Annotated in this window: 22 protein-coding genes; 14 read left to right on the plus strand and 8 right to left on the minus strand. The window is 65.9% G+C overall.

Annotated features, from left to right (window positions below; all coding sequences use genetic code 11):
- Window positions 1–63 precede the first annotated feature (63 nt).
- Window positions 64–333 carry a DUF4148 domain-containing protein gene (locus AC1Z32_RS28730; RefSeq protein ID WP_483482227.1) on the minus strand — a complete coding sequence of 90 codons (270 nt, stop codon included), beginning with the start codon at window positions 331–333 and terminating at the stop codon, window positions 64–66.
- 316 nt (window positions 334–649) lie between these two features.
- Here AC1Z32_RS28730 and AC1Z32_RS28735 point away from each other — a divergent pair, with 316 nt between their 5' ends.
- Together AC1Z32_RS28735 and AC1Z32_RS28740 are read left to right on the plus strand one after the other, a co-directional pair.
- On the plus strand, window positions 650–1981 hold the full coding sequence (locus AC1Z32_RS28735; protein WP_483482228.1) for an Nramp family divalent metal transporter: 1332 nt from the start codon (window positions 650–652) through the stop codon (window positions 1979–1981).
- A gap of 55 nt (window positions 1982–2036) precedes the next feature.
- On the plus strand, window positions 2037–2369 hold the full coding sequence (locus AC1Z32_RS28740; protein ID WP_483482229.1) for a cupin domain-containing protein: 333 nt from the start codon (window positions 2037–2039) through the stop codon (window positions 2367–2369).
- A gap of 22 nt (window positions 2370–2391) precedes the next feature.
- On the opposite strand, the gene AC1Z32_RS28745 is transcribed toward AC1Z32_RS28740, so the two are convergent.
- On the minus strand, window positions 2392–3417 hold the full coding sequence (locus tag AC1Z32_RS28745; RefSeq protein WP_483482230.1) for an AraC family transcriptional regulator: 1026 nt from the start codon (window positions 3415–3417) through the stop codon (window positions 2392–2394).
- Between the two features lie 155 nt (window positions 3418–3572).
- Between AC1Z32_RS28745 and kce the strand changes: the two genes are divergently transcribed.
- The 4 genes from kce to AC1Z32_RS28765 all read left to right on the plus strand — a co-directional run bounded on the left by kce (window position 3573) and on the right by AC1Z32_RS28765 (window position 7506).
- Window positions 3573–4511, plus strand: coding sequence for a 3,5-dioxohexanoate:acetyl-CoA acetone transferase (gene kce, locus AC1Z32_RS28750; protein WP_483482231.1), 939 nt, complete (start codon window positions 3573–3575; stop codon window positions 4509–4511).
- Window positions 4512–4579: 68 nt separating this feature from the next.
- Window positions 4580–5926 carry an MFS transporter gene (locus AC1Z32_RS28755; RefSeq protein WP_483482232.1) on the plus strand — a complete coding sequence of 449 codons (1347 nt, stop codon included), beginning with the start codon at window positions 4580–4582 and terminating at the stop codon, window positions 5924–5926.
- A 26-nt stretch (window positions 5927–5952) separates the two neighbouring features.
- Complete coding sequence (gene fabG, locus AC1Z32_RS28760; RefSeq protein ID WP_483482233.1) at window positions 5953–6693, plus strand: 3-oxoacyl-[acyl-carrier-protein] reductase; 741 nt, start codon at window positions 5953–5955, stop codon at window positions 6691–6693.
- Window positions 6694–6714: 21 nt separating this feature from the next.
- The gene (locus AC1Z32_RS28765; RefSeq protein ID WP_483482234.1) at window positions 6715–7506 is read left to right on the plus strand and encodes an SDR family oxidoreductase; all 792 of its coding nucleotides are present in this window, start codon (window positions 6715–6717) and stop codon (window positions 7504–7506) included.
- A 74-nt stretch (window positions 7507–7580) separates the two neighbouring features.
- Here the strand turns inward: AC1Z32_RS28765 and motB are convergent, their stop codons facing one another.
- Together motB and motA are read right to left on the minus strand one after the other, a co-directional pair.
- A complete protein-coding gene (motB, locus tag AC1Z32_RS28770) occupies window positions 7581–8561 on the minus strand; it encodes a flagellar motor protein MotB (RefSeq protein ID WP_483482235.1) in 981 nt (326 codons plus the stop codon).
- Between the two features lie 30 nt (window positions 8562–8591).
- Window positions 8592–9464, minus strand: a complete 873-nt coding sequence (motA, locus tag AC1Z32_RS28775) for a flagellar motor stator protein MotA (RefSeq protein WP_062604146.1) — start codon at window positions 9462–9464, stop codon at window positions 8592–8594.
- A 264-nt stretch (window positions 9465–9728) separates the two neighbouring features.
- Between motA and AC1Z32_RS28780 the strand changes: the two genes are divergently transcribed.
- Together AC1Z32_RS28780 and AC1Z32_RS28785 are read left to right on the plus strand one after the other, a co-directional pair.
- On the plus strand, window positions 9729–10547 hold the full coding sequence (locus tag AC1Z32_RS28780) for a helix-turn-helix domain-containing protein (protein ID WP_483482236.1): 819 nt from the start codon (window positions 9729–9731) through the stop codon (window positions 10545–10547).
- 131 nt (window positions 10548–10678) lie between these two features.
- Window positions 10679–10951: a hypothetical protein gene (locus AC1Z32_RS28785; protein WP_483482237.1), complete on the plus strand. Its 273-nt coding sequence runs from the start codon at window positions 10679–10681 to the stop codon at window positions 10949–10951.
- Between the two features lie 81 nt (window positions 10952–11032).
- On the opposite strand, the gene AC1Z32_RS28790 is transcribed toward AC1Z32_RS28785, so the two are convergent.
- The 3 genes from AC1Z32_RS28790 to AC1Z32_RS28800 form a co-directional block, all read right to left on the minus strand.
- Window positions 11033–11200, minus strand: a complete 168-nt coding sequence (locus AC1Z32_RS28790; protein ID WP_157697440.1) for a hypothetical protein — start codon at window positions 11198–11200, stop codon at window positions 11033–11035.
- Between the two features lie 45 nt (window positions 11201–11245).
- Window positions 11246–12709: an MFS transporter gene (locus AC1Z32_RS28795; RefSeq protein ID WP_483482238.1), complete on the minus strand. Its 1464-nt coding sequence runs from the start codon at window positions 12707–12709 to the stop codon at window positions 11246–11248.
- A 115-nt stretch (window positions 12710–12824) separates the two neighbouring features.
- Entirely contained in the window at window positions 12825–14117 is a 1293-nt protein-coding gene (locus tag AC1Z32_RS28800; protein ID WP_483482239.1) for an MFS transporter, read from the minus strand.
- 524 nt (window positions 14118–14641) lie between these two features.
- Between AC1Z32_RS28800 and AC1Z32_RS28805 the strand changes: the two genes are divergently transcribed.
- Window positions 14642–15385 carry a response regulator transcription factor gene (locus tag AC1Z32_RS28805; protein WP_483482240.1) on the plus strand — a complete coding sequence of 248 codons (744 nt, stop codon included), beginning with the start codon at window positions 14642–14644 and terminating at the stop codon, window positions 15383–15385.
- 63 nt (window positions 15386–15448) lie between these two features.
- On the opposite strand, the gene AC1Z32_RS28810 is transcribed toward AC1Z32_RS28805, so the two are convergent.
- Complete coding sequence (locus tag AC1Z32_RS28810) at window positions 15449–16354, minus strand: dihydrodipicolinate synthase family protein (protein ID WP_483482241.1); 906 nt, start codon at window positions 16352–16354, stop codon at window positions 15449–15451.
- 215 nt (window positions 16355–16569) lie between these two features.
- Here AC1Z32_RS28810 and AC1Z32_RS28815 point away from each other — a divergent pair, with 215 nt between their 5' ends.
- The 5 genes from AC1Z32_RS28815 (at window position 16570) to AC1Z32_RS28835 (ending at window position 21096) form a co-directional block, all read left to right on the plus strand.
- Window positions 16570–17529 (plus strand): 4-hydroxyproline epimerase, encoded by a 960-nt coding sequence (locus tag AC1Z32_RS28815; protein ID WP_483483337.1) that lies wholly within the window; start codon window positions 16570–16572, stop codon window positions 17527–17529.
- Entirely contained in the window at window positions 17526–18665 is a 1140-nt protein-coding gene (locus tag AC1Z32_RS28820) for an NAD(P)/FAD-dependent oxidoreductase (RefSeq protein ID WP_483482242.1), read from the plus strand. Before AC1Z32_RS28815 ends, AC1Z32_RS28820 begins: the two co-directional genes overlap by 4 nt.
- Window positions 18658–18906 (plus strand): (2Fe-2S)-binding protein, encoded by a 249-nt coding sequence (locus AC1Z32_RS28825; RefSeq protein WP_483482243.1) that lies wholly within the window; start codon window positions 18658–18660, stop codon window positions 18904–18906. Before AC1Z32_RS28820 ends, AC1Z32_RS28825 begins: the two co-directional genes overlap by 8 nt.
- Window positions 18903–20183 (plus strand): FAD-dependent oxidoreductase, encoded by a 1281-nt coding sequence (locus tag AC1Z32_RS28830; protein ID WP_483482244.1) that lies wholly within the window; start codon window positions 18903–18905, stop codon window positions 20181–20183. The genes AC1Z32_RS28825 and AC1Z32_RS28830 overlap by 4 nt, the downstream gene beginning before the upstream one ends.
- Window positions 20184–20340: 157 nt before the next feature.
- Window positions 20341–21096 (plus strand): helix-turn-helix domain-containing protein, encoded by a 756-nt coding sequence (locus AC1Z32_RS28835; RefSeq protein ID WP_483483338.1) that lies wholly within the window; start codon window positions 20341–20343, stop codon window positions 21094–21096.
- Window positions 21097–21131: the final 35 nt, after the last annotated feature.

Below are 21131 nucleotides of genomic sequence, written 5' to 3' on the forward strand. Positions count from 1 at the left end.
GGCGCGGGATCGTTCGCGGGCGGCGGGAGCCGCGCGTGTCTCATTGGCAGGACCGATGAAGCGCTATTGCGAGTTCTGCTGCATCGCGGGTTGCCCTGACGCGGACGAACCATCGGATGATGAACCGTAGGCCGTTGAGGATTGCACCTTTTGTTCCGCGGCCTGGATGTTGTCCGGATAGAACGCGTCGCGCTCGGACGGGTTGTAGCCGGCTTGCTCGACGCGCTGCAGGTCCTGCTTGACTTGGGCGCGGGTGAGGCCCTCGCTTTGCGCGAGCGCGGCGAGCGGCGCGGCGGCGAGCGCGATAACGGCGATGCGTGTGACCAGTTTCATGGCGTACTCCTCATGCGAGTGAAGGATGAACGCGGCGTGCGGTTGCGCGATTTGCAGCGTCGGCACGGCCACCACAGCCACCCCTCGATTCTATTTGTCGTACGGTGACGACATGCTGGCGATCAGATGACCCTTTGGTCAGATTGGTGCGTGCGCCGAACGTGCTGCGAAGCCGTCGCGGGGGCGTCTGTGATCGCGCACGGCCGGTGATAGACTCGCCCGCGTGAGGTGTTTTGTAAGTTGCCTGGAAGAACATTGCGCAAGGTTCGTTGCGCGCGTCATGGGCTGTCCCGATACCGCATCAGGAACCGATAAATTGCCGTTCAATCTGCCGACCACGGCCACCGCGCCGTTCTGCCCATCCGAAGTCAAAGGCTCCGTCGCTGTTGCGCAGGGCGCGCCGCTCTGGAAGAAGCTATTGCAGTTCGCGGGGCCGGGCCTGCTCATTTCCATCGGCTATATGGACCCCGGCAACTGGGCGACGGATATCGAAGCCGGATCGCGCTATGGCTATAGCCTGCTCTTCGTCGTCCTGCTGTCGAGTCTCGCGGCGATGGTGCTGCAATGTCTCTCGATGCGTCTTGGCATCGTCACGGGGAAAGACCTCGCGCAGCTATCGCGCGAGCGCTATGCGAAGCCGGTCGCGAATGTGCAATGGATGCTCGCGGAGTTGTCGATCATCGCGTGCGATCTGGCGGAAGTGCTCGGCGGCGCGCTCGCGTTTCACTTGCTGTTCGGCGTCTCGCTGATGTGGGGCGTCGTGCTCACCGCGTTCGACACGCTCATCGTGCTGGGCCTGAAGGGCAAGAACTTTCGCGATCTCGAAGCGATCATGCTCGGGCTCATCGCGACGATCGGCGTGGGCTATGTCGTCGAGCTCGCGCTCGTGAAGCCGCATTGGCCTTCGGTCGCGGCGGGGCTCGTGCCGTCGATCCATGCGTTGAGCGATCGCGAGCCGCTTTATCTCGCGATCGGGATTCTCGGCGCGACCGTGATGCCGCATAACCTGTATCTGCATTCGTCGATCGTGCAGACGCGGGTGGTCGATCGCGATGCGAAGAGCCTCGCGTCGGCGATCAATCTTTCGCGGCTCGATACCATCGTGTCGCTCGCGCTTGCGTTGCTGATCAATGCGGCTATCCTGATTCTTGCCGCGTCGGCGTTTCATGCGACGGGGCATACGCAAGTCACCGAAATCGAGGACGCTTATAAGCTGCTTGCGCCTATCGTCGGGACGGGGCTCGCGGCGATTCTCTTCGCGGTGACGCTGTTCGCTTCAGGGCAGAGTTCGACCTTTACCGGAACGATCGCGGGGCAGGTCATCATGGAAGGGTTCCTGCGGCTGAAGATTCCGTGTTATCAGCGGCGCTTCATCACGCGGGCGCTCGCGCTCGTGCCGGCGTTGATCGGCGTGTATGTGATGGGCAATGGCGCGGTCGGGAAGCTGCTCGTGGCGAGCCAGGTCGTGTTGAGTCTGCAGTTGCCGTTCGCGCTATATCCGCTGATCCGGATGACGAGCGATCGCGCTCTGATGGGCGCGTTCGCGAACAGGCCGCACATGAAGCTCGTCGCGTGGGCGCTGTTTGCGGTGATCAGCGCGGCGAATGTCTGGCTCGTGGTGCAGACGGTTGGAGAGTGGGTGCGGTGAGAGGGTCATGACGGCGCGCGCGCCGGTGAAGCGACAGTTCACGTGAGGTCGAGCCATGCAACTTCAAACGGGTAACCTGTTCAGCTTCGAAGCGAAGGGCGGCGGCGAAGAGCGGATCGACATGATCGTCACGGGGCAGCGCCTGAACGTGGAGCGTATCGTGTCGATGGGGCACGCGAGCCCCGAAGGCTTCTGGTACGACGACTCACGCGCCGAATGGGTCGTGCTGCTTTCGGGTGCGGCCGCGATCGAGTTCGAAGAGGACTCGACGCTGCACGACATGCGTCCGGGCGACTACGTGCTGATCGAGCCGCATTGCCGGCATCGGGTCGCGTGGACGCATGGCGAAGAGCCGACCGTCTGGCTTGCGATCTATTACGCGCGTTGAATGGCGGCTCGCCTCCCGCGTTTCAACCCCGCAGTTCGCCGGGCCCCTTGCCCGTCCAGCGCTTCAGCGCGCGCCGGAAATTGGCCGTATCGCTGAAGCCGAGAAGCATCGCGACATCGTCCGTGCTCATCTTGGTCGTCTTCAGATACTCGAGCGCGAGCGAGCGCCGCACGTCGTCGACAATGGCGAGAAACGAAGTGCTTTCGGCTTCGAGCCGCCGCCGCAACGTGCGCGTCGTCATGTGCATGGTCTCCGCGACCGCCTCCATGCCGGGAAAGACGCCTGGCGTGCTCATCAGAATCTGGTAGACCTCGCCCGATACCCCACTGGATGTCTTCGCCTGTCCGATCAGCCGGTCGCATGTTTCCTGCAGCAATGTGGAAGTGAGCTGATGCGCGAGTTGCGGCTTGCGGTCGAGTATCGCGCTGTCGTAGATGAGCTCGCATTGCTCCTGATCGAAGTAGCACGGACAGCCCAGATAGTCCGGATAGATATTCGCATGCGCGGGCGCCGGATACGAGAAGCACGCCTTGAGCGGCGGACACACGCCGCCCGCGACATCCTGAAGATGCGTGACATGCTGCGTGTACTGCTGCTCGATGACGAATTCGCGCAACTCGCGCGACGGGCTCGACATGAAAGCATCGGGAAACGTCCAGACCATCCGGTCCGGATATTCGGTCCATTCGATCGCGACCATCGGCGTGGCCAGCCGATGGTACTTGACGCCCAGTTTGAAGTAATCGCGCAGGGAAAGACACGACATCAGCGCGTATCCGTACATGCCGTAAGCCGACAAGTGCAGCTTTCCGCCGACCTTGAACGGCGTGGCCGGATCGCGCGACAGCGACACGGCGTTCTTGCACACGGTCGCGTATTGGCCGATGGACGTGAGCACCGACGCGTCCTGCAACGCCTCCACGCTGACGCCGCTGCCGCGCAGGCTGTCCTCCGGCGCGATGCCCTGCGCGGCCAGCACCTCCACCAGCGCGGCGATCTTGTACGGCGCATACATGCGCTCGTTGAGCGGTGGCCGGTTGACCGACATGACTGTCCTCCCAAGACTCACAATGTCCTCGCGGGACTCCCGCGTGTCCGAAAATGACCTTACGAAAGGGATGCTAGCTCAATAATATGACCGTCACAAGCCGCCGTCCGTCATCGGGACGGTCCAGTGCAGGCATGGAGACGAGGACAGCAAAGATGAGCAAGGCAGACCGCAAGGTCATCATTTCATGCGCCGTGACCGGCGCGACGCACGTTCCCACGATGTCGGAGCATTTGCCGATCACGCCGGCGCAAATCCGCGATCAGGCGATCGAAGCGGCCGAGGCGGGCGCGGCGATCATCCATCTGCATGCGCGCGATCCCGCCGATGGCCGTCCGACGCCGAGCCCCGATGTATTCCGGCAGTTCGTGCCCGCCATCGCCGAAGCGACGGATGCGGTCATCAACATCACGACGGGCGGCAGCACGCGCATGACGCTCGAAGAGCGGCTCGCCTATCCGCTCCACGCGGCGCCTGAGATGTGCTCGCTCAACATGGGCTCGATGAACTTCTCGATTCATCCGCTCGCGTCGAAGGTTTCGTCGTGGCGGCATGGCTGGGAGAAGGACTACGTGGAAGGCATGGAAGACATGATCTTCCGCAACACCTTCAAGGACATCAGGCACATCCTGCTCGAACTCGGCGGCAAAGGCACGCGCTTCGAGTTCGAATGCTACGACCTCGGCCATCTCTACAATCTCGCGCATTTCGTCGATCAGGGGCTCGTGAAGCCGCCGTTCTTCATCCAGTCGGTGTTCGGGATTCTCGGCGGCATGGGCGCGGACCCGGAGAACATGACCGTCATGCGCGCGACGGCGGATCGCCTGTTCGGGCGCGACAACTACCACTTCTCGGTGCTGGGCGCCGGGCGTCATCAGATGCCGCTCGTCACCATGAGCGCCATCCTCGGCGGCAACGTGCGCGTCGGTCTCGAGGACAGCGTGTATATCGCCAGGGGCGTGAAGGCGGAATCGAACGCGCAACAGGTGCGCAAGATCCGCCGCATTCTCGAAGCGCTTTCGTTCGACATCGCAACGCCCGACGATGCGCGCGCGATGCTCGGTCTCAAGGGGCGCGACAAGGTCACGCTCTGACGCTTTCTCAATCAATCGACCCACGCTGCCATCGCACGACAAGAGCAGCCGATCCAAACGGAGACAACATGGATACCGTCAAATCAAGTATCGACGCATTGCATCGCGCCGCGACGCGCACGGCAATGCTGCGGCTCATCCCGCTCATGTGCGCGATCTACTTCATGTCCTTCCTCGACCGCACCAATGTGGCGCTGGCGAAGATGCAGCTCGCCGCCGATGTGGGCATCAGCGCGGCGGCATACGGCCTCGGCTCGGGCATCTTCTTCATCGGCTACGCGCTGCTCGAAGTGCCGAGCAATCTCGCGGCGCATCGCGTGGGACCGAGGCGCTGGATCGCGCGCATCGCGGTGAGCTGGGGCATCCTCTCCACCGCCATGATGTTCGTGCAGGGCGAGTGGTCGTTCTATGCGCTGCGCGTACTGCTCGGCATCGCCGAAGCGGGGCTCTTTCCCGCGCTCATGTACATGGTGACGCTGTGGTTCGCGCCGGAGGACCGGCCGATCGCGGTGGGCTGGATCTATACCGCGCCGGCGCTCGCGCTCGTGCTCGGCAATCCGATCGGCGGCGCGCTGATGCAGCTCGGCGGCATCGGCGGACTGCATGGCTGGCAATGGATGTTCATGATCGAAGGGATTCCGAGCGTGCTCGCCGGCGTGCTGCTGTACTTCAAGCTGCCGGAGCGTCCGCGCGATGCGCGCTGGCTCACGCCCGAAGAAGCGCAGGCGCTCGAAGCGCGCGCCGTGATCGATACGCACGGGCACCCGGAACTCACGTCGGCGGACTGGCTGGCCGCGCTGAAGCGGCCGACGACCGTGCTCATCGGCCTGATTTATTTCCTGAATCAGGTGGCCTTCGTCGGTCTGTACTTCTTCACGCCCGCGATCATCCAGCAGATGCATATCCAGACGCCGTTCATCGTGGGGCTCTTGTCGGCGAGCGTCGGCGTCGGTTTTCTGCTGGGCGTGCTGATTCTGCCGCGCCTGCATCGCCGTCATGGCAACGACTGCGTGTATCTCGGCATCCTGACTGCGGGGCTCGTCGCGGGCGCTTGCGCGTTCATCGCGACGGCGAACCCGGCGGGGCGCATGGTGCTGCTGGCCGTCACGGCATTCTTCGGCGGCGGCGTGCTGCCCTCGTACTGGGCCATCGCGATGAAGCGCCTTCAGGGCATTCAGGCGGCGGCGGGGCTTGCGTTCATCAATACGATCGGCCTGATCGGGGGCTTCGTCGGGCCGTATCTCTTCGGCATGACCGAAACCTTCACGGGCCGCAGCGATTCGGGCTTTCTGGTGATCGTCGCGGCATCGGTGCTCGGCCTTGCGCTCGTGCCGGTGTTCGCGAAAGCGATTCGGCGCGAAGCGGGCGCATCGACTCCGATGGACAACGGCAATGCGGCGGGCATGCGCTCGTGACTGACACAATCAACGAGAACGGAACCATGAGACTGGGAAACAAGGTGGCGGTCGTCACCGGAGCGGGGCAAGGTATCGGTGCGGCGACTGCACTGAAGTTCGCGCAAGAAGGCGCAACGGTCGTGGCATGCGACATGAACCAGGCATCGGTGAGCGATGTCGTCGCGCAATGCCGCGAGACGGGCGGCGAGGCGAGCGCCTTTTGCATCGACATGTCCGACCGCCGCAGTGTCGACGAGATGGTCACGGCGGTGCGCGAACGGCACGGACGCATCGACGTGCTGGTGAACAACGCGGGCATCACGCGCGATGCACGGCTGCAAAAGATGACGCTCGATCAGTTCGATGCCGTGATCGACGTGAATCTTCGCGCTGTCTTTCATGCGAGCCAGGCGGTCGTCGACAGCATGATCGCGCAGGGCTCGGGCGTGATTCTCAACGCGAGCTCGGTCGTCGGCATTTACGGCAACTACGGGCAGACCAACTACGCGGCGGCGAAGTTCGGCGTGATCGGCTTCACGAAGACATGGAGCCGCGAGCTCGGCCCGAAAGGCATACGCGTGAACGCGGTCGCGCCGGGCTTCGTCGATACGCCGATCCTGTCCACCGTCCCCGGCGATGTGCTCGACAAAATGCGTGCGCAAGTGCCGCTCGCGCGCCTCGGCAAGCCGGAAGAGATCGCCAACGTCTACGCGTTCCTCGCGAGCGACGAAGCCAGCTATATCAACGGCGCGGTGATCGAAGTATCGGGCGGCATGACGCTCTGACAGGCATCGGACACGACGAACATGAATGCAATCGAGCTTTTGAAACCTCGACCCGGATTGCGCGTGCTGATCACCGGCGCGGCTTCGGGCATCGGCGCGGGCATTGCGGAAGCCTTTCTGCAAGCAGACGCGCAGGTCTTCGTCTGCGATGTCGATAGTGCCGCCATCGACGATTTCACCGGCAAGCACGTCTCCCTCCACGGCTGCGTCGCGGATGTCGGTGATCCGCATCAGGTCGATGTCGTCATCGAGCGAACCCGGCAAGCAATGGGCGGGCTCGATGTGCTCGTGAACAATGCGGGCATCTCCGGCCCCACGGGGCCGGTCGAAGCACTCGATCCCGTGCAATGGGAGCGCACCGTCACCACCAATCTGAACAGTCATTTCTATTTTCTGCGCAGAGCCGTGCCCTTGCTCAAGGACACGTCCGAGCGTGCGAGCATCATCACGATGTCGTCGGTCGCGGGGCGGCTCGGCTATGCGTTTCGCACGCCGTATGCGGCCACGAAGTGGGCGCTCGTCGGGCTGGCCAAGTCGCTTGCGATCGAGCTTGGCCCGAGCAATATTCGCGTGAATGCGATCCTGCCCGGCGTGGTCCAGGGCGAGCGCATGGATCGCGTGATCGCCGCGCGCGCAGAGGCGCTGGGCATCACATTCGAAGCCATGCGCGACGAATATCTCAAGAAGATATCGCTGCGGCGCATGGTCACCATCGACGACATTGCCGCGATGACGCTCTTCCTGACCTCGCCCGCGGCCGGCAACATCACCGGACAGGCGATCAGCGTCGACGGCAACGTCGAGTATCTTTGAACGCGCGGCGGTCGTAAAAAAAGCGCCATGCCCTCTCGAGCATGGCGCTTGCATCCCACGTGGGCAGGGCGCGCTTACTTCACCACCGCCACCGGCGCATTCGACTTGACCGCCACCGCTGCCGGAATCGCCGCATCGACGGTCTGCGTCTGATCCACCGTCGTGCGCCCGCCATCGCGGAAGAACGCCTGCTCGGCCGCCTTGTTCAGCACGAGAATACTGATGCGCCGATTGGTAGGCTCATCGACGACGTCCTTGTTGAGCGGCAGGACATCGGCGAGACCTCGCACCTGCAGCACCTTGCTCTCCTTCATCCCGCCCGCGACGAGCGCGCGCCGTGCCGCATTGGCGCGTTCGCTCGACAGTTCCCAGTTCGAATAGCCCGTCTGACTGCCGGAATAGGGCACGGCATCCGTATGCCCCGCGATCGACACGCGGTTATCGACATCGTTCAGCGATGCGCCGATGTTCGTCAGAATCGTCGTCACATAAGCTTCGAGCTTGAAACTGCCGGAAGCGAACATCGGCCGATTGAGCGAATCGACGATCTCGATGCGCAGTCCTTCACTCGTGATCGCGATCCGGATCTGATCCTTGAACGCGCGCAACGCAGGCATCTGCTCGATGAGCGCCATGAGCTTCTGCTTGAGTTGCTGCAACTTCTGCAGGTCATCCGTTGCGACGGCCGCGCGCGCGATCGATTGCGGCACCGGCTGCGTCTGGCTCTTGTTGCCTTCACCGGGACGCGAGCTCGACAAATCCTTGCCGCCGCCCGTGATGACGCTCGTATGCGCCGAAGCGCCGCCGTCATTGCCGAACAATGCGGAAAGCGGCGTATTGAAGTATTGCTCGATGCCTTCCTTGTCGTACTTCGATGTCGATCCGAGCAGCCACATCAACAGAAAGAACGCCATCATCGCGGTGACGAAGTCGGCGTACGCGATCTTCCATGCGCCGCCGTGATGGCCGTGACCGTGCGCCTTCTTCTTGCGTTTCACGACGACGGTAGGCGCGAGCACCGACTGCAGCGGATCGCGTGATGGTTTCTCAGCCATGAGCGGAACTCCCTTGCGTGCGCTTATCGGTTAGGACGCCGACTTCGGCATCTTGGTGGCGCGCACGGCGTCGTCCAGCTCCTTGAAGCTCGGACGGTCGGCGGTGAAGAGCACCTTGCGGCCGAACTCGACGGCGACCGTCGGCGCGTAGCCGTTCATCGACGCGAGCAGCACGGACTTCACGCACTGGAACGGCTTCGCCTCGGCGGCGCCCTTCGCGTTGAGCAGATCCGCGAGCGGGCCGATGAAGCCATACGCCAGCAGAATGCCGAGGAAGGTGCCGACGAGCGCGCCCGCGATCATCTCGCCGAGCACGGCGGGCGCCGCGCCGACCGAGCCCATCGTGTGCACGACGCCCATCACCGCCGCGACGATACCGAACGCGGGCAAGCCGTCCGCCATCTTCTGAATCGCGTTCGCGGCCACCGAGCTTTCGGCGTGATGCGTTTCGAGCTCTTCGTCCATCAGGTCCTGCATTTCGAGCGCGTTGACATTGCCCGCCGACATCATGCGCAGATAATCGACGATGAAATCCAGCAGATGATGATCGGCCATCACGTGCTCGTACTTCTGGAAGAGCGGGCTGGATTCGGGCGCGTCGACATCGGCTTCGAGCGCCATCATCCCTTCCTTGCGCGCCTTTTGCAGCAGTTCATACAGCAGCGCGATCAGCGCGAGGTATTTCTCTTTCGTGTAGCCGCCGCCCTTGAATACCTTCGGAATGGCCTGCAAGGTTTTCTTGAGCGTGGGCGTCGGATTCGACACGACGAACGCGCCGATCGCCGCACCGAAAATACACAGCAGCTCGAAGGGTTGCACGAGCGCGGCGAGGTGGCCGCCGACGCCGATGAAGCTTCCGATCACCGAGCCGATGACCACCACCCATCCGATGATGACAAACATGTTTTCTCCGCAAATATCCGCGCGCCGCGGGCCGTGCGTGCTCGGGCTTGAGACGCGCACGGCTCGCGACGCATTGTTCGCTTGTTGTGGGGCTTATCGGCTCGAAACGACCGGACATTTAGGGTGACGCGCGCAAGTTTTTCTGCGCAAAGGTTTGCGCTGTAAATCTTACGTTCGTTCGATCTGCTGCCGAATGCCGTGCGCGCCGCCGCTTACGTCGCAGGTAATGGATCGCGCCCTTAGGCTTCGTCTAACATCGCTCGCATGAACTCGACCCTCGCACTCCCCGTTGCGCATTCCACCGTCGGTGCGCTGCTGCGCGAATGGCGCCAGCGGCGTCGCATGAGCCAGCTCGATCTCGCTGGCGAGGCGGACGTGTCCACGCGCCATCTGAGCTTCGTCGAATCGGGCCGCTCGCTGCCGAGCCGCGAGATGCTGATGCGCCTCGCGGAGCGGCTGGACGTGCCGCTGCGCGAGCGCAACACGCTGCTCGTCGCGGCAGGTTACGCGCCGCTGTATCGCGAGCGCGCGCTCGCCGATCCGCAACTCGCGGCAGCGCGGCGCGCGGTCGATCTCGTGCTGAAAGGGCACGAGCCGTATCCGGCGCTCGCGGTCGATCGTCACTGGACGATGATCGCGGCCAACGCGGCTATCGCGCCGCTCGTCGCTTCGGCGCATGCGGAGCTGCTCGCGCCGCCGGCGAACGTGCTGCGCCTGTCGATGCACCCGCAAGGTCTCGCCGATGCCATCGATAACTGGCACGAATGGCGCGCGCATCTGCTCGCGCGGCTGCGCCGGCAGATCGAGGTCTCGGGCGATGCGACGCTCGTCGCGCTGCTCGCCGAGCTCGAGGCGTACCCCGCGCCCGCGCATGCCGGGCATGCATCGCGCGGCGAGACCGATCCGGTCGTCGTGCCTTTGCGCATGCGCACGCCGCACGGCATCTTGTCGTTCTTCAGCACGACGACGGTTTTCGGCACGCCGGTCGATATCACCTTGTCGGAGCTCGCGATCGAAGCGTTCTTTCCCGCCGACGACACGACTGCCGATATCCTTCGCAATCTCGCCGACGCACGACGATGAACTTGCATCGCTGCCCGCGTGCTTACAAAATTGAACCTGGCGCACGTGCGCGAATCAATCGATAAGCAGGCTGCGCGGCGAACGGCGCGCAGCCTTTGTCAGCTTTTGTCCAACCAACGCGGAAGGCAGCGATGATTCAAACATTCGAGCAAGTGATCGGCGGGCAAAAGATGCAGTTCTGCGCGAGCATCGCGGAAGGCGGCGGCCCGGTGCGCGTCATCATCAGCCGCGCGGATTCGGCGGAATCGCTCGTGATCGTCGAAGCCGACGGCATTATCGGCACGATCAAGGCGGAGGTCGAAGCGCCCGATACCCTCGTCGCCGATGCCGTGCGCAAGGCGCAGCAGGAAGCGCTGATCGAGCGCGCGCTGGAAACCGGCGCCGTGCAGACGACCAGCCTGTAGTCTTTCTCGTGGCACACTACGCAAAAATGCCCGCGCGGTTGGAAGGCCGCGCGGGCATTTTTGCGTGACGGAGCACAGCCTTTACATGCGCGGCTCGCCGTTCTTCGGATCGGCGGGAACGATCGGCGTGGCGGAATCCGGACCGTCCGGCATGTCGGGATCTTCGGGATTCGGCGGGGCGTCCGGGTCGAGCAGCTTGTCCGGGTCCGGCTCGCGCGGCTCCTCGGGGGAGCGGGGCATCGTCGACATGGTTTTCTCCTCATAGAGTCGATGGCGTGCGCGCCGGCTCGGTTTTCAGCGCGCTTCGCCTGAGCGATGCAACGGCCGTTCCCGCTGCATCTCGTTCGCCGGATTGCGCACATGACGGGCGATCAGCGCGGCGCACAACAGCAGCGCGACGGAGATGCCCGCCGACCACCGCACCGCATCGACGATATGGCTCGCGCCCGCGGCGGCTTCGCCATGACCCGCGAGCGCGCCGAACATCGCAACGCCGATCGCGCCCGCCGCCTGCCGCGCGGTGTTGAGCACCGCCGAGGCCGTGCCCGCGCGCTGCTGGCCGACGGTGCCGAGCAGCGCGGTCGTCATCGCGGGCACCGCGAGCCCCATGCCCGAAGGAATCAGCAGGAAGGGCACGAGCAGCGCGGCGGTGGGAGTCGTCGCATCGACGAAGGCGAGCGCGGCGAAACCGGCGGCATCGATGAGCGCGCCGGCGATCATCGGGCCGCGCGAGCCGAAGCGCGCCACGACGGGACCGCTCGCCAGGTTCGAGATGAGAAAGCCGCCCGTCAGCGGCAGGAACGCAAGGCCGGTCTGCAAGGGCGTGTGTCCGAGCACGCGCTGCAGATACAGGCTCAGGACGAACACCATTCCATAGTAGGTGAGATTCACGCCGACGCCGAAGACCACGGCCGCGCTGAACGTGCGCTCGCCGAAGAGCGAAAGGGGCAGCATCGGCGCGCGGCTTCGGCGCTCGATCGCGATGAACGCGCCGCCCGCCGCGAGCGCCAGCGCGAGGCCGCCCGCGACGAGCGGGTGCGCCGGCCCGAGCGGACGCAGTTCGATCACCGCGCCGACGAGCGCAGCCAGCGCGACGATCGCGAGCGTCTGGCCGGGCAAGTCGATGCCGCGCGCGCGATGCGCGTCCTGCGCGCGCATCTTCCCGACCCACGCGAGCGTCGCGAGCACGCCCGCCGCGCAGATCGGCAGGTTGACCCAGAAGATGCTGCGCCAGCCGAACGCCGCGATCAGCACGCCGCCGACGATCGGCCCCGCCGCGATCGACACCGCGCCCGCCGCCGTCCACAGGCCGACCGCACGCGCGCGCAGGCGCCGGTCGTGGCCGCACGCGGCGTTGAGCAGCGCGAGCGAGTTCGGCAGCATCGCGGCGGCGCCGACGCCTTGCAGGGCGCGCGCGGCGATCAGTTGCGGCGCATCGCGCGAAAAGGCGCACGCGAGCGATGCCAGCGCGAAGAGCGCGAGCCCGCCGAGAAACAGGCGCCGCGCGCCGAAGCGGTCGCCGAGCGCGCCCGCGGAGAGCATGAGCGACGCGAAGGCGAGCGCGTAGCTGTCGACGGTCCATTGCAGGCTCGCGACGCCCGCGCCCAGATCGTGCCCGATGCTCGCGAGCGCGACATTCACGATCGACACATCGAGCTGGGAGACGACGAAGCCGACGCTGGTCGCGGCGACGACGAGCATCTGCCGCGCGGACAGATGCGTTTCTGAGGAGGAAAGGTTCGGGTTCATGCCGCCCATCGTAGGCGCGTCGCGCGTGCGACGTTTCGGCGTGACCTGAAACGTGAAAGCGGGGCGAAAAAAAAAGCGCGCCGAGCAAACGGCGCGCCATTTTCAGGAAAGCGCTAAAAATGGATCAGCGCGCTTCCTTGATGAACAGCGTCGTCAGCGCGCCGACCACGCAGAGCGCGCCGACGTACATCGCGGGCGCCATCGGGCTGGATTTCATCATCAGCGAGACGACGATCGGCGTGAGCCCGCCGAACACCGCATACGCGACGTTGTACGAAAACGAGATGCCCGAGAAGCGCACGGCGGGCGGGAAGGCTTTCACCATCACGAACGGAATCGCGCCGATCACACCGACGGTGAAGCCCGCGAACGCGTACCACGGCAACAGCACGGAGGCATCGAGCGCGACTTGCTGGAACATCAGCCAGTACGACACGGCGAGCGCAATCCCGCCGATGAAGATCGTCTTGCCCGCGCCGATCCGGCCCGCGATCGCGCCCGCGAGCACGCAGCCGATCGTGAGACACAACGTGGCCGCGCAATTCGCGACGAGCACCGTCGCCGGCGCGATGTGGAACTGCTTCTGCAGGAGCGTCGGCGTCATGAGGATCACGACGACGATCGCCGCCGACAGCATCCACGTGAGCAGCATCGAAATGACGACGGCGCGGCCGTGGTCGCGCAGCACGGCCTTGAGCGGAATCTCCGCCGCGAGCGACTTGCGCTTCTGCAACTCGGCGAACACCGGCGTTTCGTGCAGCCAGCGGCGCAGATACACCGAGCACAGGCCGAACAGGCCGCCGAGCAGGAAGGGCAGGCGCCACGCGAAATCGGCGACTTCGGCGGGCGCGAACGCCTTGTTGATCGCCGTGGCGATCAGCGAGCCGAGCAGGATGCCCGCCGTCAGGCCGGCCGTCAGCGTGCCGCACGCATAGCCGATATGGCGGCCCGGCACATGTTCCGAGACGAACACCCACGCGCCCGGCACCTCGCCGCCCACCGCCGCGCCCTGCATCACGCGGAACAGAAGCAGCAGCACGGGCGCCATCAGGCCGATCGACGCGTACGTGGGAAGCATGCCCATCAGCAGCGTCGGGATGGACATCAGCAGCACGGAGAGTGTGAACATGCGCTTGCGGCCGAGCAGGTCGCCGAAGTGCGCCATGATGATCCCGCCGAGCGGACGCGCGAGATAGCCCGCCGCGAAGATGCCGAAGGTCTGCAATTGACGCAGCCAGTCAGGAATCGACGGCGGGAAAAACAGTTGGCCGATGACCGGCGCGAAGAACACGAAGATGATGAAGTCGTAGAACTCGAGCGCGCCGCCGAGCGCGGCGAGCGTGAGCGTCTTGTAATCGCCGCGCGTGAGCGCACGGCCCGCCGCGCGCGGAGCGTCGGACAGAGGTGTTGCCTGCATCGAAAAAAGAACCCGTGAGTGGAAAAGCCACGCGTGGCGCGCGGTGGAACGAGGCTTTGCCCTGCGGGAGTGACTAGACGCGCCGGGTGGACGCGAAGCGAAGGACCGGGCGAGGCGCGCCAGGCGCCAGGCAAGGACCCAGCGGGCGCGGATTCGGAAGCCGCCGCCCGTCGTCCGCGCTGCGGGATGCGACGGACAGTCGCGGCGCAGCTTGCTACACGACGTCTCGGTAAAACGGCGGAAGCGGGAGTTTTTGAGCCAAACGCGGCATGTTACAGGATGAAAGGGGCGCCAAAAGAGAAAAGTCGTTCTATTTTCGAGATGGTTGCGCGCATGAGACGCCGCGCCGTGGCGCGCCTGCGCCGTCACATGCGTTGACAATTCGGATGAGTCCGATGGGAAAGGTTCAAGCCGCTGGCCAGAATGCGCAGCTTGAATCCCGTCTCATCCCGCGACGAGACGCCCGGCGGCCGCCTGAAGCACGGCGCCGCCCCATGTCCCTTGGACTCATCAGGTAAGACACCATGCGCGTCGCCGTTTTGCAAACCGACCCAAGCTATCGAAATCTCATCAGCGATGTCGTCAAACGACTCGGCCACACATGCGTCACGTTCGGCGACGGCCTCGTGCTGTCGAAAGCGCTGTCCCGCTCGACGGTCGATCTGCTGATTCTCGACTGGAATTCCACGGGCCTGTGCGGCCTGGACCTGCTGAAATCCGTGCGCTCGAGCTTTGGCGAGCGCGTGCCGGTCATGTTCGCGACGCCGGACGGCGCCGAGCACAACGTGGTCTGCGCACTCACCGCCGGCGCGGACGATTACGTCGTCTATCCGATTCGTCCGGGCGAATTCGGCGCGCGCATCGAAGCGCTCCTGCGCCGCGCGTACCCCGCGACGTCGAGCGCGTGCCTCGAAGTCGGCCCGTACCGTTTCGACGCCCGCCAGCAGACCGTGACCGTGCGCGGCAAGCCGGTGCAGCTGAGCGGCACGCAATTCCGCCTCGCGCAGCTTTTCTTCTCGAATATCGGCCGCGTTCTGTCGCGCGATCACATATTCGCGATGGTGTGGGGCCGCGAGTTCCGCGAAACCACACGCACCATCGACAGCCACGTGTCGCGTCTGCGGCTTGCGCTCGAGATCGAGCCGGTCAACAACTTCCGCCTGCAGCCGGTGTACAAGAGCGGTTATCGCCTGCTGCACCTCTACGATGAAGGCGAAGGACTCGATGGCGGCCTCGCCGAACCTGCGCCTGCGCAGATCGCAGCCTGAATCAGTTAGCTGACAACGAAAAAAATGCCGTCGCGATGACGGCATTTTCATTTGCGCCGGACCTCAGACCGCCGGCAGTTCCGGACGCGTCTCGATACTTCGGCGGATCAGCGCTTCGACCTCCTTGCGCTCCTCACCCGCGAGCGGCAGGCGCGGCGGGCGCACCGGCTCCGTGCCGAGACCCACGATCGCCTCGGCGAGCTTGATGTTCTGCACGAGCTTGTGCGACACATCGAGCGCGAGCAGCGGGGCGAACCAGCGGTAGATCGTGCGCGCTTCCTCCACGCGCCCCGCGCGGATCAGCTTGTAGATCGCTACCGTTTCGCGCGGGAACGCGCAGACGAGGCCGGCCACCCAGCCGTTCGCGCCCATCAGAATGGCTTCCATCGCGAGGTTGTCGACGCCGCAGAAGAGCGCGTAGCGGTCACCCGTTTCGTTGATGAGATCGGTGATGCGGCGCACGTCGCCGCTCGATTCCTTGATCGCCGCGAACTTCCTGTCTTCGGCCAGTTCCGCGAACATCTTCGGCGTTACATCGACGCCATACGCGAGCGGATTGTTGTAGACCATCAGCGGCAGCGGGCTCGCGTCCGCGACCATGCGGAAATGGTTGAGCGTCTCGCGCCGGTCCGACAGATAGCGCAGGCCCGGCAGCACCATGTAACCCGCCGCGCCGTGCCGCGCGCCGCGCTCGGCCTGGCGGCAGCCGTCGAGCGTGCTGTTCTCCGCGATCGTCAGCAGCACCGGCACGCGGCCGCGCGATGCGTCCACGGCGATGTCGAGCACTTCGAGCTTTTCGTCGAGCGAGAGCGTCGATGCTTCGCCGAGCGACCCACACACGATAATGCCGTCGACGCCGGCTTCGATCTGCGCGTCGATGTTCTTCGCGGTCCACGCGCGGTCTATGCTGAAATCGGCGTTGAACTTGGTGGTCACGGCGGGCATCACGCCTTCCCAGATATGCGTCACGGCGGGTCTCCGAAATTGATTGGACGGATTGCAGTGTAAGCACCGAAAAATCGGGCGTCTTGCGCGTTTCGCGCGCGCCGCGTGCCGATTTCGGCATAGCCGTTTCGCGGTGAACGCACGGCCCGCGGCACGTGTCGGGAACATGCCGCGTTATGCCGATTTCGTCATCAAAACGATCCAGCCGCGTCAAGACGGCCACCGCGTGCATTTCTACGATAGGCGGCATGAAAACCATCGACATCATCGACTCGCACACGGGCGGCGAACCGACGCGCCTCGTGATCGCGGGCGGCCCGGATCTGGGCAACGGCACGCTCGCGCAGCGTCTCGACACCTTCCGCGCGCGCTTCGACGACTGGCGCCGCGCGATCGTCACCGAGCCGCGCGGCTCCGACGTGATGGTGGGCGCGCTGCTGTGCGAGCCAGACGATCCGGCCGCGGCGGCGGGCGTCATCTTCTTCAACAACGTCGGCTATCTCGGCATGTGCGGGCACGGCACGATCGGGCTCGTCGCGTCGCTTGCCTACGCGGGCAGGATTGCGCCGGGGCGGCATCGCATCGACACACCCGTCGGTCCCGTCGACGCCACGCTCAACGCCAATGGCAGCGTCAGCGTGCGCAACGTGCCGGCGTACCGGCATCGGCGTGCGGTAACGGTCGATGTTCCAGGTCACGGTCCGCTCACGGGCGATGTCGCGTGGGGCGGCAACTGGTTCTTCCTCGTCGCGGACCACGGCCACGAACTCGGGCCCGCGCGCATTCCGGCGCTGACCGCGTTCACCGACGCGATCCGCGATGCGTTGCACGCGCAAGGCATCACCGGCGCCGATGGCGCTTTCATCGACCATATCGAGCTCTTCGCGGATTCACCCGTCGCGGGCGTCGACAGCCGCAATTTCGTGCTGTGTCCCGGCAGCGCGTACGACCGCTCGCCGTGCGGCACCGGCACCAGCGCGAAGCTCGCCTGCCTCGCGGCGGACGGCGTGCTCGCGCCGGGCGGCGTGTGGCGTCAGGAGAGCATCATCGGCAGCGTGTTCGAGGGCAGCTACGCGACCGACGGCGACGCGCTCGTCCCGACGATCACAGGCTACGCGCACGTCATGGGCGAAGGGCGGCTCGTGTTCGACGAGCGCGATCCGTTCATGCGAGGCATCGAGCCCGGCGCGCGGGCATGAAGGCCGATGTGATCGTCGTCGGCGCGGGCATCGTCGGCGCGGCGTGCGCGGCGGAGCTTGCCGCGCGCGGCCTGACGGTCGATGTGCTCGACGCGCGCGGCATCGGCGGCGGCGCGACGGCGGCGGGCATGGGCCATATCGTCGTGATGAACGATTCGCCCGCCGAATTTGCGCTGGCGCGTGCGTCGCGCGAACTGTGGCTCGCGCTCGCGCCGCGACTGCGCGAGCGCGATGCGTTCTCGCGCTGCGGCACGCTCTGGATCGCCGAAGACGAAGAGGAACTCGACGCCGCCCGCATCATGCGCGACGGTTTCGCGACAGCCGGCGTGCGCGCGCACATGCTCGACGCGGCCGCGCTGCGTGAGGCGGAGCCGGCGGTCAGTCACGCGATGCAAGGCGGCCTGCTGATCGACGGCGACGCCATCGTGTACGCGCCCGCCGCGGCGCAGTGGCTTGTGACGAGTTCGGCGCGCATACGCGTATCGACGGGCTGCGCGGTCCGCGCCGTCGACGCGGATGGCACGCACGCGAGCGTCACGCTTGCGAACGGCGAGCGGCGCACGGCTTCGCATATCGTCGTCGCCAACGGGCTCGCGGTGCCGGATCTGATCGCGGGCGTGCCGGTCGAAGCGAAGAAGGGACATCTGCTCATCACCGACCGGTATCCCGGCACGATCCGCCATCAGGTGCTGGAGCTCGGCTACATCAAGAGCGCGCATCACGCGCGCGGCACATCGGTGGCGTTCAATGCGCAGCCGCGTCCGACGGGGCAGGTTTTGATCGGCTCGTCGCGGCAGTTCGGCACGCTCGATCCCGCTGTCGAGACCAACGTCCTCGCCGCGATGCTCGCCCGCGCGGCGCGCTATCTGCCGGGCATCGGCGCGCTCAACGCGATCCGCGCGTGGACGGGCTTTCGCGCGGCCACGCCCGACGGCCTGCCGCTGATCGGCCCCGCGCGTCACGCGGGCGACCGGCTGTGGCTCGCGGCGGGTCACGAAGGGCTCGGCGTGACGACCTCGCTCGGCACCGCGAAGGTCATCGCCGCGCAGATGCTCGGCGAGCCGATGCCATTCGACATGCCCGATCCGAACGCCTTCTCCCCGCAACGTTTCGCCACGGAGCACGCCGATGGATGAGCCAGTACGCGTATTCATCGACGGTGAAGCGTTCACCGTGCCGCCGTTCACGACGGTCGCGGCGGCGCTCGCGCTGCGCGGCGTCGGCGCGACGCGGCGCTCCGTCACGAGCGAGCCGCGCGCCGCGCTGTGCGGCATGGGCGTGTGCCAAGAGTGCCGCGTGACCGTCGATGGCCGCGCGCATGTGCTCGGCTGTCAGACGCTTTGCCGCGACGGCCTTTCGATCAGGACGACGCGATGAAGATCGAGCACGCGGATATCGCGATCGTCGGCGCGGGACCGGCGGGGCTGCGGGCGGCGCACGTCGCCGCGCGTGCCGGCGCGCGGGTCGCGCTCGTCGACGACAATCCGCGCCCGGGCGGGCAAATCTGGCGGCAAGGCCCGGCGCTCGCGCCCGTCGCGCCCTTGAGCCGATGGCTCGACGACACGCGCGCATACGCGAACCTCGTCGTCATGAACGTGACGAAAGTCGCCGCCGCGGCGGGCGCGAAACGGCTCCTGCTCGAACGCGACGGCGCGCCCGTCGCGCTCGAATATTCGAAGCTGATTCTGGCAACCGGCGCCCGCGAGCGGCTCTTGCCGTTCGAAGGCTGGACCCTGCCCGGCGTGACGGGCGCGGGCGGCCTGCAGGCGCTCGTCAAGGGCGGGATGCCGGTGCGTGGCGAGCGCATCGTCGTCGCGGGGAGCGGGCCGCTGCTGCTCGCCGCCGCCGATACCGCGCGCCGTCACGGAGCGCATGTCGTCGCGGTCGTCGAACAGGCGCCGCTCGCGCGCGTCGCGCGGTTCGTCGCGTCGCTTGCGCTCACGCCGGGCAAGCTCGCGCAGGCCATCGGGCTCGGCGTCGCGGGTTATCGGATGGGCAGCGTCATCGTGAAGGCGCATGGCGGCGCACGCGTGGAGGCGGTCACGATTCGCGCGCGTGAGCGAGAGACAGCGATCGATGTGGACCGCATCGCGTGCGGCTACGGGCTCGTGCCGAACGCGACGCTGGCGCTCGCGCTCGGCTGTTCGATCGACGAGCGCGATGGCGCGATTCGCGCCGATGATGCGCAGCGCACGTCGCTCGAAGACGTCTACGCGGCGGGCGAATGCACCGGCATCGGCGGCATGGAACTGGCGAGCGTCGAGGGCGCGCTCGCGGCGCATGCGGCGCTCGGCCTGCCCGCCGACGCCCGATTCGCGCGTCTCGTGCGCGAGCGCGATCGCTGGCGCGCATTCGCCCGGCGCGTCGCGCGCGCATTCGAACTCGGCGCCGATGCGCGCGCAATGCCGGCATCGGACACCTTGCTGTGCCGCTGCGAGGACGTGTCGATCGGCGAAGTCGCAGCGCATGCGGACTGGCGCGACGCCAAGCTGCAGACGCGGTGCGGCATGGGACCGTGCCAGGGGCGCATCTGCGGCGAGGCGGCGTCGGTCTACTTCGGCTGGCCGCGCGCGGTGGCGCGTCCGCCGTTCGTGCCGGTGCGTATCGACACGCTGATCGCCGCGCGCGATGACGCCGGATCGCCCGTTTCATAGTGGGGCCAGCGCCAATTTTGTCCGCGCGGGCGCGCTCCTATAATCGGTCGCCTGATTTCTTCCAGCGCAACCGACACCATCACGCATGACGAGCACGACAGGCCTCACGACGAACCCGGCGCCGATCGCGCACCCTCCGGCATCGACGCTTTCCGACATGCTCGCGCATTTCGCGCTGCTCGCGCCGGTGTTCGACGCGATGCCCGACATCGTCTTCTTCGTGAAAGACCGCGACGCGCGCTACGCGATGGTCAACCGCACGCTCGCGCGACGCTGCGGTCACAAGGACGACAAATCGGCGCTCCTCGGCAAGACCGCGGAGGACGTGTTCCCCCGGCGCTTCGGGCGCGTCTACACGGCGCAGGACCAGGCGATCATCGCGCAGGGACATCAGCTGATCGATCAGCTCGAACTGCATCTCTATCCGGGGCGCGAGCCGGGCTGGTGCATGACCTGCAAGCAGCCGCTGCACGATGATCACGGAAATATCGTGGGGCTCGCGGGCATATCGCGCGACTTGCAGGCGGCCGAAGGCACGCATCCGGCATACAGCCGGCTTGCGGCGGTCGTGCAGCATATCCAGGAAAACTACGTGCAGCCGCTCAACATGCGGCAGCTCGCGCAGATGGCGAACATGTCGATCGCGCAACTGGAGCGCTACTTTCACAAGGTCTTTCATCTTACGCCGCGTCAGGTTCTGCTGAAGACGAGGCTCGACGCCGCCACCGCGCTGCTCATGTCGGATGAGAAAGTCACCGATGTCGCCGCGCTCTGCGGCTACACCGATCACAGCGCCTTCACGCGCCAGTTCAAGGCCACGGTGGGCATCACGCCGAGCGAGTATCGGTTGCTCCTGCAGACGGGAACATCGGGCGCATCGCGCGCCGATTCTGCTCGTGAGGCAAACGTCTGACGGGAAATCGGGGTACGGCTCGTCCCGGAATTACA

Source organism: Caballeronia sp. 11_S32, from assembly GCF_056930355.1.

Bases quoted from the DNA above. Each gene is read 5' to 3' on its own strand.
- AC1Z32_RS28730 (WP_483482227.1), bottom strand. From the start codon at position 333: ATGAAACTGGTCACACGCATCGCCGTTATCGCGCTCGCCGCCGCGCCG.
- AC1Z32_RS28740 (WP_483482229.1), top strand. From the start codon at position 2,037: ATGCAACTTCAAACGGGTAACCTGTTCAGCTTCGAAGCGAAGGGCGGC.
- AC1Z32_RS28745 (WP_483482230.1), bottom strand. From the start codon at position 3,417: ATGTCGGTCAACCGGCCACCGCTCAACGAGCGCATGTATGCGCCGTAC.
- kce (WP_483482231.1), top strand. From the start codon at position 3,573: ATGAGCAAGGCAGACCGCAAGGTCATCATTTCATGCGCCGTGACCGGC.
- AC1Z32_RS28755 (WP_483482232.1), top strand. From the start codon at position 4,580: ATGGATACCGTCAAATCAAGTATCGACGCATTGCATCGCGCCGCGACG.
- fabG (WP_483482233.1), top strand. From the start codon at position 5,953: ATGAGACTGGGAAACAAGGTGGCGGTCGTCACCGGAGCGGGGCAAGGT.
- AC1Z32_RS28765 (WP_483482234.1), top strand. From the start codon at position 6,715: ATGAATGCAATCGAGCTTTTGAAACCTCGACCCGGATTGCGCGTGCTG.
- motB (WP_483482235.1), bottom strand. From the start codon at position 8,561: ATGGCTGAGAAACCATCACGCGATCCGCTGCAGTCGGTGCTCGCGCCT.
- motA (WP_062604146.1), bottom strand. From the start codon at position 9,464: ATGTTTGTCATCATCGGATGGGTGGTGGTCATCGGCTCGGTGATCGGA.
- AC1Z32_RS28780 (WP_483482236.1), top strand. From the start codon at position 9,729: ATGAACTCGACCCTCGCACTCCCCGTTGCGCATTCCACCGTCGGTGCG.
- AC1Z32_RS28785 (WP_483482237.1), top strand. From the start codon at position 10,679: ATGATTCAAACATTCGAGCAAGTGATCGGCGGGCAAAAGATGCAGTTC.
- AC1Z32_RS28790 (WP_157697440.1), bottom strand. From the start codon at position 11,200: ATGTCGACGATGCCCCGCTCCCCCGAGGAGCCGCGCGAGCCGGACCCG.
- AC1Z32_RS28795 (WP_483482238.1), bottom strand. From the start codon at position 12,709: ATGGGCGGCATGAACCCGAACCTTTCCTCCTCAGAAACGCATCTGTCC.
- AC1Z32_RS28800 (WP_483482239.1), bottom strand. From the start codon at position 14,117: ATGCAGGCAACACCTCTGTCCGACGCTCCGCGCGCGGCGGGCCGTGCG.
- AC1Z32_RS28805 (WP_483482240.1), top strand. From the start codon at position 14,642: ATGCGCGTCGCCGTTTTGCAAACCGACCCAAGCTATCGAAATCTCATC.
- AC1Z32_RS28820 (WP_483482242.1), top strand. From the start codon at position 17,526: ATGAAGGCCGATGTGATCGTCGTCGGCGCGGGCATCGTCGGCGCGGCG.
- AC1Z32_RS28825 (WP_483482243.1), top strand. From the start codon at position 18,658: ATGGATGAGCCAGTACGCGTATTCATCGACGGTGAAGCGTTCACCGTG.
- AC1Z32_RS28830 (WP_483482244.1), top strand. From the start codon at position 18,903: ATGAAGATCGAGCACGCGGATATCGCGATCGTCGGCGCGGGACCGGCG.
- AC1Z32_RS28835 (WP_483483338.1), top strand. From the start codon at position 20,341: ATGCTCGCGCATTTCGCGCTGCTCGCGCCGGTGTTCGACGCGATGCCC.